At 34.9% G+C, this 10,363-nt stretch carries 11 protein-coding genes; 5 read left to right on the forward strand and 6 right to left on the reverse strand.

What is annotated here, in order from left to right:
- Positions 1 to 34: 34 nt before the first annotated feature.
- The 3 genes from IGQ45_05380 to IGQ45_05390 all read right to left on the reverse strand — a co-directional run bounded on the left by IGQ45_05380 (position 35) and on the right by IGQ45_05390 (position 4,153).
- Entirely contained in the window at positions 35 to 199 is a 165-nt protein-coding gene (locus IGQ45_05380) for a hypothetical protein (GenBank protein ID MBF2056654.1), read from the reverse strand.
- A gap of 67 nt (positions 200 to 266) precedes the next feature.
- Positions 267 to 965 carry an MBL fold metallo-hydrolase gene (locus IGQ45_05385; GenBank protein MBF2056655.1) on the reverse strand — a complete coding sequence of 233 codons (699 nt, stop codon included), beginning with the start codon at positions 963 to 965 and terminating at the stop codon, positions 267 to 269.
- Positions 966 to 1,492: 527 nt separating this feature from the next.
- On the reverse strand, positions 1,493 to 4,153 hold the full coding sequence (locus IGQ45_05390) for a TIGR03960 family B12-binding radical SAM protein (protein MBF2056656.1): 2,661 nt from the start codon (positions 4,151 to 4,153) through the stop codon (positions 1,493 to 1,495).
- A 156-nt stretch (positions 4,154 to 4,309) separates the two neighbouring features.
- Here IGQ45_05390 and IGQ45_05395 point away from each other — a divergent pair, with 156 nt between their 5' ends.
- From IGQ45_05395 to IGQ45_05405, 3 genes are all read left to right on the forward strand, one after another.
- A complete protein-coding gene (locus tag IGQ45_05395) occupies positions 4,310 to 5,092 on the forward strand; it encodes a DUF3883 domain-containing protein (GenBank protein MBF2056657.1) in 783 nt (260 codons plus the stop codon).
- A 428-nt stretch (positions 5,093 to 5,520) separates the two neighbouring features.
- Complete coding sequence (locus tag IGQ45_05400; protein MBF2056658.1) at positions 5,521 to 5,763, forward strand: hypothetical protein; 243 nt, start codon at positions 5,521 to 5,523, stop codon at positions 5,761 to 5,763.
- A 201-nt stretch (positions 5,764 to 5,964) separates the two neighbouring features.
- The gene (locus tag IGQ45_05405) at positions 5,965 to 6,426 is read left to right on the forward strand and encodes a DUF29 domain-containing protein (protein MBF2056659.1); all 462 of its coding nucleotides are present in this window, start codon (positions 5,965 to 5,967) and stop codon (positions 6,424 to 6,426) included.
- A 505-nt stretch (positions 6,427 to 6,931) separates the two neighbouring features.
- On the opposite strand, the gene IGQ45_05410 is transcribed toward IGQ45_05405, so the two are convergent.
- The 3 genes from IGQ45_05410 to IGQ45_05420 all read right to left on the reverse strand — a co-directional run bounded on the left by IGQ45_05410 (position 6,932) and on the right by IGQ45_05420 (position 9,549).
- Complete coding sequence (locus tag IGQ45_05410) at positions 6,932 to 8,281, reverse strand: NAD(P)/FAD-dependent oxidoreductase (protein MBF2056660.1); 1,350 nt, start codon at positions 8,279 to 8,281, stop codon at positions 6,932 to 6,934.
- A 131-nt stretch (positions 8,282 to 8,412) separates the two neighbouring features.
- The gene (locus IGQ45_05415; GenBank protein ID MBF2056661.1) at positions 8,413 to 8,835 is read right to left on the reverse strand and encodes a hypothetical protein; all 423 of its coding nucleotides are present in this window, start codon (positions 8,833 to 8,835) and stop codon (positions 8,413 to 8,415) included.
- A 339-nt stretch (positions 8,836 to 9,174) separates the two neighbouring features.
- Positions 9,175 to 9,549, reverse strand: a complete 375-nt coding sequence (locus IGQ45_05420; protein ID MBF2056662.1) for a hypothetical protein — start codon at positions 9,547 to 9,549, stop codon at positions 9,175 to 9,177.
- Between the two features lie 73 nt (positions 9,550 to 9,622).
- On the opposite strand from IGQ45_05420, the gene IGQ45_05425 reads away from it, so the two are divergent.
- Both IGQ45_05425 and IGQ45_05430 read left to right on the forward strand, forming a co-directional pair.
- A complete protein-coding gene (locus IGQ45_05425) occupies positions 9,623 to 9,823 on the forward strand; it encodes a hypothetical protein (protein MBF2056663.1) in 201 nt (66 codons plus the stop codon).
- Between the two features lie 69 nt (positions 9,824 to 9,892).
- A complete protein-coding gene (locus tag IGQ45_05430; GenBank protein ID MBF2056664.1) occupies positions 9,893 to 10,105 on the forward strand; it encodes a type II toxin-antitoxin system VapB family antitoxin in 213 nt (70 codons plus the stop codon).
- The last annotated feature ends 258 nt before the right edge of the window (positions 10,106 to 10,363 follow it).

Consider the following 10,363-nt stretch of genomic DNA (forward strand, 5'->3'; position numbering starts at 1 on the left):
AAATCAAGAAGGGGGGAAATAAATAAGGGTGTCGCTATCCTTCCCCAATCCGCTTTGCTGAGATTGGGGACTGTCGCAACGAACGTTCATTTTTTTCCCTTACATCAATCAATAATACTGAATTATTAGCTAATTTTTGTTGTAATTCTTGAGGATTAATGTAATTAAATTGTTGTTGAAAATTGGTCGTAATAATCATAATTAATACAGGGAATAAAGAGCAGAAAAAACTATTAAGTTGTTAAATGAGGAAAGAGCAAAAAATATTACACTAAACTAGGAGTTTTTCCGCATAATTGATTCGCAGGTACAGCTTCCATAATTTTGGTAGGATTAGGTAAATCAAGATTATTCATTAACTCGATAAACTCCTCACGGCTTTTTCCTTTCAGACGAGGGTTATAATTTTTTTCCTCAGCGATGGTAGAAACGCTATGACCTCGATAATCATGACCCGGATATACTAAAGTAGTATCAGGCAAAGTAAAAAAGCGCTCGTTGATGCTGTCGTAAAGCATCCCAGCATCACCACTTTGAAAATCAGTGCGCCCACAACCCCTGATAAAAAGTGCATCTCCGCTTAAAAGATGAGTATTATTAACTAAATAGGCGAAATGACAGTCAGTATGCCCCGGAGAAGCCAGCGCCCTCACCTCTACATTACCGACTGTCACTATCTCATTATCCATGAGGTGGCTATCGGCACAATTAACTTGAGCTTTTTCCGGCACTAAACCTAAACATCCCGTTAACTCCCTTAGTTTACCAGTGCCAGTGATGTGATCGGCATGGACATGGGTTTCTAAACAATATTTTAAAGTTAAACCAAGTTCATTAATTAATTGTAAATCTCTTTCTACTTTTTCCATGACAGGATCGACTAATATCGCTTCTTTGCTGTCGGTATCAGCAATTAAATAAGTATATGTCCATGTGTCTTGGTCGAATAATTGACGAAATAACATATTTTTACTTTCTTTATCTCTAGTAATTTCATTATGTAACTATTTTACCATTTCGTTATATGTTTAAATGAACAATAATTGGAAGGGTGAAGGGCGCTATTCACCTCATACTGAATACTAAAATAATTTGATTAAGGTGAAAAAAAGTAGAGATAAATTATGAATCAAATTATTGAAGTTAACATTGCTGATTTTTTCACTTCTTAAGAGCCTAATATCAGGTTGGCTTAAACAGTTACAATTAAGTATCTGCTGAAAACTCAAAAGACAGACTTTGTTTTATAAGTGATTATCCGAACTTGATATAAGATGGATAAATTAGAAAACAAAATTGATAATGTAGGTACTTAATTTAATAATGTTGAAAACAGTATTAAAAATAAGTTTGAATGAGTAGATAAAAGACTTTCCAATTCAAAATTTATGATACTTTACTATTGACGATATTTTAATTCTTTTTTAAAACTTAATTATAGACAATTTAATTCGGGCAAAATGCCCGTTTTATTAAATTTTATCTGAGAATTTTATTGAGTAATGTGATCAGCTAAAATAATCATTTCTCGGTGAGCTTTTACTAATATTAATTGCTCATTACTAACTTGCTCTAACATATAACATACTTGTTCAGGTGTGAGCAAAGAGCCATCATTTTTAGCACTACCACAGTAAGCAATATTGATTTTTTCTGATTTGCTAAAATCTGGATCAACTAAGTTAATAGATTTAAGATTAGCTCGTACATTAACCATTTTTTGCTTACCATTTTTTGCAGTTTTTTGCATCAGTATTTCTTGAGAATTAATAATCTCATCAAGCCAATTTTGCCAAGATTCTTTACTGATATTATGATCAGCAGAAACCGTAATAATATATTCTGCTAAATCGAGGATTTGAGTCGGTTTAGGAGACTTTACAGGTAATTCTTCTACTTTAAAAATAGGTAAATCAGTAGGTAATTGAGCTTTTAATTTAGTGGAAAATTCTTCAATATCCATACGGGTATGATTATCAAAATCCACGACTTCCCCATTACTGGTCATACCTAATGATAAGGCAAGAGCAATGGAAATTTTCGGGCCAGGATGAAAACCCCCCGTATAAGAAATAGGAATACCAGCGCGCCTCACCGCCCGATCAAACAAACGTACTAAATCAAGATGACTAATTAAAGCCATATCGCCATGTTTGCCAAACCAAACCCGAACTTTTTGCGCCTTACCTTGATTAGGCTGAAAATCTCCCACATAATCAGGAATCGGCGGAGGTGTAACCACAATATTATGACCAAAATCAGGACTACACACACCGCAACTACTACAACCATCGAAGGCACAATCAGGCACAGTGGCTTCTTGTAGCGCCCTCCGCAAATCATCCTCTAACCATTGCTTATCAATACCTGTATCCAAATGATCCCACGGTAAAGGCATCTTGTAAATTTTATCTTCCTCTGGGAGAGAAGGGGAAGCAGAGGAGGAAGGGGAAGCAGGGGAGGAAGAGGAAGAAAAGGAGAGAGATTCAAAAATATTCCATTCGCCATTTTCTACCTGACGATATTTCCAAGTCAAACCCGATTCATCGATGGCAGTTTCCCAAGCCTTGTAAGCCTTATCGATGCTTTCCCACCAAGAATCCATCCCAGCGCCCTTCTCCCAAGCCAGACGCACCACTGATGCGAGTCGTCTATCACCGCGCCCCACAAAATCCTCAATGGCAGAAATGCGCACATCGGTATAATTAACTTTCACCCCCCGTAAATCATAAAAAGCATCCTTGAGATAACGTTGTTTGCGTAAAAATTCCGAAGTAGAAACCGAATGCCACTGAAAAGGAGTATGGGGTTTTGGCGTAAAATTCGAGATAGTAATATTAAAATTCAGGCGCTTACTGCTGAGTTGACGACATTCACGGCGCAACCAGCGCACGGTTTCCACAATGCCTAGCACATCCTCATCGGTTTCCCCCGGCAAACCAATCATAAAATAAAGTTTTACTTGATTCCAGCCTTCCCTTACCGCCGTTTGAATACCGCGCAATAACTCCTCATTGGTTAAACCTTTATTGATAATATCCCTCATGCGTTGCGTACCAGCTTCGGGGGCAAATGTCAAGCCTGTTTTGCGTGTACCACCGATAATATTAGCGATATTTTCATCAAAACGATCCACCCGTTGGGAAGGCAGAGAAAGGGAAATATTTTCCCCCTGCAAACGGTTTTTAATTTCGATGCCCACGGCAGGTAAAGAGAGATAATCGGAGCAACTGAGAGATAATAGGCTAAATTCGTTAAATCCTGTCTGTTTCATGCCCTCTACGATGCTATCTACCACTTCTTCTGGTTCGACGTCGCGCGCTGGGCGAGTTAACATACCCGGTTGACAAAAACGACATCCTCTAGTGCAACCCCTTCTAATTTCCACTGTGAGGCGATCATGCACTGTTTGCACATAAGGCACTAAACCAATAGAATAAGCTGGGATTGGGGTGGCAACTCGTCTTAAAATTCTTTCTGGCACATCATCCCGAATCCTTTTAACACTGCCATCCTCTTGCATCTCGTAAAATTGTGGTACATATACCCCCGGCACTTGAGCTAAATCTAATAGTAATTCTGTCCTAGTTAAGCCATCTCGTTTGCCTTCTTGAACTATTAAGCCAATTTCGGGTAATAATTCTTCACCGTCACCCAATGCCACGAAGTCGAAAAAGTCGGCATAAGGTTCAGGATTTGAGGTGGCGGTTTGCCCTCCTGCAAAAATTAGGGGATAATCGCTGTCTTTTCTTTCCTGCCATGTGAGGGGGATGTGCGCTAAATCCAACATCTCAAGGATATTAGTCGCGCCTAATTCGTAGCTTAAACTAAAGCCTAATATGTCGTATTCTTTAACGTCTCTTTTCGTTTCAAGGGCAAATAATGGAGTCGCAGTCGCTCTCATTTTGGTAGCGAGGTCGGGCGCTGGAAGGTAGGCACGGTCGCACATTTGCCGTGGTTGCTCGTTGATGATATTGTAGAGGATGATATGCCCTAAATTGGACGCTCCTACTTCATAAACTTCAGGATAGGTTAACACCCATCGGACACGGGCGCTGTCGAAGTCTTTATGTTTTGCTCCTAATTCGTTGCCTAAATAACGGGCTGGTTTGAATATTTCTGGTGTAATTAGTGTATCAGTTGCGATGGACATTATAATTAAATATATAAATCGGTTGTTAAATTAACATCATTTATATTATTATAGTCGGTCTTAGAAAATAAAAGAGTAAAAAAAATAAAAGGTTTCATTAATTACTTAAACAAAAAATCAAATAATTTTTACTGACAAATATTAAGTATAAAAGTCATGAATAAAAAAAATAATAAACATGAAAACTATGAAATATTAAATTTAATTGGCTATGGTTTATCTAAATTCAATAATGATTTTGTTAAAGAATTTGGATTTACAACAAAAAAGTCTTTTTATCAATATTGTGTTAATTTAGGTATTTGTGAAACTGTTGATGCTATCAAAAATAGAAGAGATTTGCTAGATCCATTTTTTCCCGAAAATGGACGTGTCGGATACCAGCGTGGAAATACTTATATTCATAGAAAAATTCATATAGATTCTCTTTTCGGAGATGCAGACGTTAAAACTTATGCAAATATTGTCAAAATTTATTTACAAGATAACTTTCATATAGACAATTTAGTAATTAAATCAAATCCTATCATAAAATCTAAATTTAAAAAGTTACAAACAACTGGTTTAGAAGCAGAATTATTTTTTCTTAATAATTTTAATAGTTGTGATTTATTTATGGGAGGAGAAATAGAAGATGCAAGACTCTATGGCGATGGATATGACTTTCAAGTTACTTTCAAAGATGATTTTTTTTTGGTAGAAGTCAAAGGAGTTAGAGAAAGTAAAGGAAAAGTTCGACTGACAGAAAATGAATTTGAAAAAGCTAAAGAATATCAAAATCAATATATTTTAAGTGCCGTTTTTAATCTTAATGACATACCTAAAATACATCTAGTTAAAAATCCTATTAATACTTTAGAGTTTAAAAAAATCGAAATAACACCAAAAACACAAATTGAGTATCATCTTAAATCACCAATTTCGCTGAAAGCGGCTTAAAATAAGAGGTATAATAAAATTAACATTATCTTAGATAGCAATGTTTATAGATTCAGAAACCTTATTCATTTTTATTATCAAAAGGTTTGTTAAAAAAAAGATTTGTAACTGAATTAATTTTATTTAAAATTGATATAGAAATATTAGATTATCCTTTTGAATATTTTACAGATTTGCTAACTCAAAATTAACTATTAATTTATAGTAAAAATAAAATACAAAAGATAGTTTATTTACTTTTATACACTAATATGGTAAAAAAAACCATCTTTCCAAAAAGTGGATTAAATGAATGGAATGCAGGAGGAAGATAAAGAGACATAAATGAAGTTTATATTCCTATTCCTAGCAAAATTCATCAATTATCACCTGACTTTTTTCCTGATAGAGATACTCATTTTAATTTAAAATTACCGTCAGGAGAAATTATGAGATCAAAAGTTTGTCAGGATAATAATAAAGCCTTAATGTCTTATTCTAATAAGGAATTAGGACAATGGATTTTAAGAAAAGTGCTAAAACTTAAAGAAGGAGAATTATTAACTTATGATAAATTACAAACTGTTGGGATTGACTCTGTAAGAATTGACAAAATAAATGATTTAGAATATGAAATAAATTTTGCTAAAATTGGCTCTTATGAAAAATTCATTGAAAAAATAGGTCACTGAAATTAATTTATTTACAAATATAAAAGAGGGATATTTTAGTTAAAAATTTCTGTACTTAATACCCTTAGCTAGTTTAAGAAATTGACATTTTTGAGAATACAAAAACTCTGGCGGTGGAGGGCGCTCACTTCACCACAATCCAGCGCCCTTCACCGACTAAAAAACTATAATAAAGTAATGAAATGATCAGAGGGAATCATCATGGTAGCCGAATTAATCAAAAACCAAGCTAATTTATACGATACTGACTATAATCTCTGGATATTAGAAACTGTTAATAAACTAGAAATTCGTGATTTCAACTCCGTTGATTGGGAAAATTTAATTGAGGAGGTATTAAGTTTGAGCCGAAGTGACAAAAGAAAACTAGAAAGTTTATTAATAAGATTGATCGAACATCTCTTAAAATTAGGCTATTGGGAAACAGAAAAAGAGAGAAATAAAAGTCATTGGAAAGGGAAAATTCGTAATTTTCGTCTTCAAATTAAACGTGTATTACAAGATAGTCCTAGCTTAAAGCCTTACATTAGAGATATATTTAGCGAATGCTACCAAAATAGTCGCAATATTGTTAGTGATAAATCTCAACTTCCCCTCAACACTTTCCCAGAAAACCCTATTGCTGATTTAGAACAAATTTTAGATGAAAACTGGCTTCCTTAATCTACGGCAGAGGGCGCTTTTCTTACTCCCCCACTTTAATAAACGTCATCAGTTGGGTTGAGGTAACGAAACTCAACAAAAAAAGCACCTTCAACCCATTGCTTAGAAGTTAAGATGGAAAGCAAGGTGTCAAAGGGTTTTCATAAAAAAAAAGTCTCGATTTTTGGGAGATGTGGGAAATAGAGCAATAATCAGTTTCATTCTTGGTTTTCTTCTCCTTTTGATAACACCTAAATCTCTATTTTCTTCCGCAGCAAAATATTTGACTGGGTCTTTTGCTTTTCCTTTATCATAGGTGACGATAAAATGATTTTACTATCTTTGTTTAAGTTCAGACAAATGAGAAGTTATCGCATAATTATCCATCAAAGGATGATGTTTTCTGTGTGCATGGTCTCGGTTTTTTTGTCATCAGACGTTAGAGAAAGTAAATACTCTGAGATAGTAACATTGACAAGGCTTTTGGCTATTTATTAACTTTTTTCCTTTTCTATTGACTTTTTGGCTATTTGTTTAACTTCTTACCAATGGGATAATGAGGATTACTAAAAGACTTATTCATCAAATCATTTTCTGTAATTTCGCCGGTGATGAGACGGGCGCCCCTCCCCCTAGTCAGATAATTCCAGCCCCATTGCAACATAACAGTTAATTTATTATCAAACTCAATTAGGTAGTAAATGTGTGCAAACACCCACACCAACCAAGCTAAAGTACCAGATAATTTAATAAAACCAAGATCAACCACCGCATGATTATCCCCAATCACCGCTAAACTACCCTTATCCACATAGCGGAAAGGCTTAACCGGTTTACCTTTTACTTCATTTTTGATAGATGTTGCCATATATTGCCCTTGTGCCATGGCGACGGGCGCTATACCGGGTAAAGGTTTGCCTTCTTGATGGGCGAAGTGCGCTAAATCCCCCACCACATAAATATCAGGATAATTCGTCAAACTTAAATTAGGCTCAACCATAATTCTACCAGCTCGATCCGTTTCAGCGCCCGTCTTCTCAGCAATCACCTTGGATAAACTAGAAGCCTTCACCCCGGCTGCCCATAAGATGGTGCGCGCTTTAATTTCTTCCACTTCTTCCCCATGACGAATCGTTAAAATATTATTCTCAATATTCGTCACCATACGCTTAGTTAACACCGTTACTCCCAACTCCTCCAATGATTTTTGGGCTTTTTGGGATAAATCGGGCGCATAGGGCGGTAAAACTCGATCTAAACCCTCAATTAACAAGATTTTTGTCTTAGTGGTGTCAATGTCTTGAAAATCATCTTTAATAATTTTATGGGCAAGTTCTGCAATAGCGCCCGCCAACTCAACTCCCGTAGGGCCACCGCCCACAATCGCAAAAGTTAACCACTCTTGCTTTTCTTGAGGAGAAGAGACTTTCTCAGCTTCTTCAAAAGCAAGAAAAATTTTACGGCGAATATCTAAAGCATTTTCAATACTTTTTAAACCCGGAGCTTCATTTTCCCAATGATCATTCCCGAAATAATGATGACTAACTCCCGTGCCAATAATTAACTTATCATAACTCAAAACCCCTTCGCGCATGACTACTTGCTTATTTTCAGGGTCTAAATTAACCACCTCATCTAATACCACACGGGTATTTTTATTCCTACCCACCACTAAACGTAACGGGGAGCAAATTTCTGACGGGGATAAAATTCCTGTGGCCACTTGATATAAAAGGGGTTGGAATAAATGAAAATTTCTTTTATCCACTAAGGTAATTTTGACGGGCGCTTTGCCCAACTCCTTAGCGGTATACAATCCGGCAAAACCGCCCCCGACTATCACCACATGGGGAACTTGGTTGGTGGTACTATTCATAGTAATTTATTGTTAAACTAATTTACTTCTATTTATATACGTTATCTGAGTTAACCTTTTTTAGTCGTGATAAATCATACATTTTACACCCAATAAGTATAAATTACTATACTAATAACATTCTTCCCTCTCTATTTGGTAAAAGAAATTAACCAACTACTAATAATTATTAATATTAAAAGTACTTCTAAAAACTTTCCCTGATAAGAAATATTTTGCCATTCTATACTTACAAAACTTTTTAGATTAGTTGTATTTGTTATCAGTTGTTGTTGTAATATTTGCCAACTATCTGGCTGAACTAATTTAACATAACCACGATGAAAAACATAAATAATAAAGATGGGAAAAAGCAATAAGACCCATAAACCAAATGTACCATGAATACCTTCGATCCTTTCCCAATCAGGTAGCCAATTTACTTTTCCCCAGCGCCCGTCATAAGTGTTATAAGTCCAAAAGGCGCTAATCATTGCCAGAATTACACTAATCCCTTGCAGATTATGGAGTATTCTCAGCAACAATGGCTGATAAACATTGCTTTTTTTATTCATGATAATAGGGTTATACTCATTAGTATCTTAGTAGTTAAAAATCTCTAAAAGAATCCTTTTTCATCAAAAAGAATAAAAACTTATTACTTTTTATATCAAGTTCATTTGATCAGCCGAAGGCTGCCGCTGCGCGATCACTTATAAATCAATTAAAAATGATCTTAGTTCAATTTATTGAACGAGATACTATTAGCCGTGTAATTCATTACACGGTGGGCAAATTGCGAAGATACAATCTTTTAATAACTAATCATCCGAGCTTGATATTACTTATTACGTTGTCTCAACTAAAAATTTGAGAATGCAAAAACCCTTTTAACTCCCCAACCACCATATCATTTAGTAATAAGCATCTAAATCGAGAGCTTGAGAACCACCTTTTAATAATAAGACAATTAACTTTTTCAACTGTACCCAAATTAAAACACCGGTGAGTAAGCTAAGAGGAAAAGCTACACCATAGGAAAGAAGACGATTATAAGTAAAAATTTCTAATCCTGAAGCTAAAAAAACGCAAATGCCAAAGCAAATTCCCACGAAAGGCAATTTTAAAAGAGAAATTTCCGATAAATCGCTTTTAACTCCCTTTTGCCCCTGTTTACTCCAATAGTTAACCTTCATTTTGAGCGCGGCTTCAAAAGCTAAACCGCAAGTCACACCAATAAAAAAGCCGATACCCAATAAAACTAACGGCGGTTGAGGTAATGTGTACATAAAAAATATTTTTTAGTGTTTTAATAGTTATGGTTTGTTACAAAATATTAACACTTTTAGGGTGATAGGGAAAATGTACGAGAAGATTCATTGCGTTAACCATGTGGGCAAAAATTTGTTAATTGTCGGTTATAACCATTCTCACCAGTGGCAATTTCGCATAGTTACTTCTGAAGGAGATATAGTGCAAGAAAAAGAAAATTTTACTACAGCGCCCTCCGCCATGACAGAAGGTGAAAAATGGATTAGGGAAAATTTACCTATGGATACTTAAATTTTCGGTTAACTTCTCTTTTGCAGTGGAAAAAGATATATATTATGTTTATCTATATTAATTAATATTATGAAAACTAACATTGATTTAGATGAACAATTACTTCAACAAGGTTTTGCGATGACTGGATTGAGAACAAAAAAAGAGTTAGTTAATTTTGCTTTAGCTGAATTAGTCAAAAAAAACTCTCACAAAGATTTTTTTGAATTAGCCGGAGAGATTGAATTTATCGATGGTTTTAATACTAATATGGTGAGAACAAATCGCTATGTTATTGATTGATACATCGATTTGGATTGAGATACTTCGAGATAAATCTAAAGTAAAATCAACAAAACTCAAAACAATTCTTAACGGTAGAAGTTATTACATTCCCATTTTTAGCAAGATGGAACTTTTACAGGGATGTAAAGATGAGATTGAATGGACAAAAATGAGTTATTATCTTGAAATGTGAGTGAAAGACCCCCGTTGAATTTCTCAACAAAAAAATACCCACTGAAATCAACGGGGGATGTAAACGAACCAACAAAAAAATCG

It is taken from the genome of Cyanobacterium sp. T60_A2020_053 (assembly GCA_015272165.1).
In the GTDB taxonomy this organism is placed as follows: domain Bacteria; phylum Cyanobacteriota; class Cyanobacteriia; order Cyanobacteriales; family Cyanobacteriaceae; genus Cyanobacterium.

Bases quoted from the DNA above. Each gene is read 5' to 3' on its own strand.
- IGQ45_05380 (MBF2056654.1), bottom strand. From the start codon at position 199: ATGATTATTACGACCAATTTTCAACAACAATTTAATTACATTAATCCT.
- IGQ45_05385 (MBF2056655.1), bottom strand. From the start codon at position 965: ATGTTATTTCGTCAATTATTCGACCAAGACACATGGACATATACTTAT.
- IGQ45_05390 (MBF2056656.1), bottom strand. From the start codon at position 4,153: ATGTCCATCGCAACTGATACACTAATTACACCAGAAATATTCAAACCA.
- IGQ45_05395 (MBF2056657.1), top strand. From the start codon at position 4,310: ATGAATAAAAAAAATAATAAACATGAAAACTATGAAATATTAAATTTA.
- IGQ45_05400 (MBF2056658.1), top strand. From the start codon at position 5,521: ATGAGATCAAAAGTTTGTCAGGATAATAATAAAGCCTTAATGTCTTAT.
- IGQ45_05405 (MBF2056659.1), top strand. From the start codon at position 5,965: ATGGTAGCCGAATTAATCAAAAACCAAGCTAATTTATACGATACTGAC.
- IGQ45_05410 (MBF2056660.1), bottom strand. From the start codon at position 8,281: ATGAATAGTACCACCAACCAAGTTCCCCATGTGGTGATAGTCGGGGGC.
- IGQ45_05415 (MBF2056661.1), bottom strand. From the start codon at position 8,835: ATGAATAAAAAAAGCAATGTTTATCAGCCATTGTTGCTGAGAATACTC.
- IGQ45_05420 (MBF2056662.1), bottom strand. From the start codon at position 9,549: ATGTACACATTACCTCAACCGCCGTTAGTTTTATTGGGTATCGGCTTT.
- IGQ45_05425 (MBF2056663.1), top strand. From the start codon at position 9,623: ATGTACGAGAAGATTCATTGCGTTAACCATGTGGGCAAAAATTTGTTA.
- IGQ45_05430 (MBF2056664.1), top strand. From the start codon at position 9,893: ATGAAAACTAACATTGATTTAGATGAACAATTACTTCAACAAGGTTTT.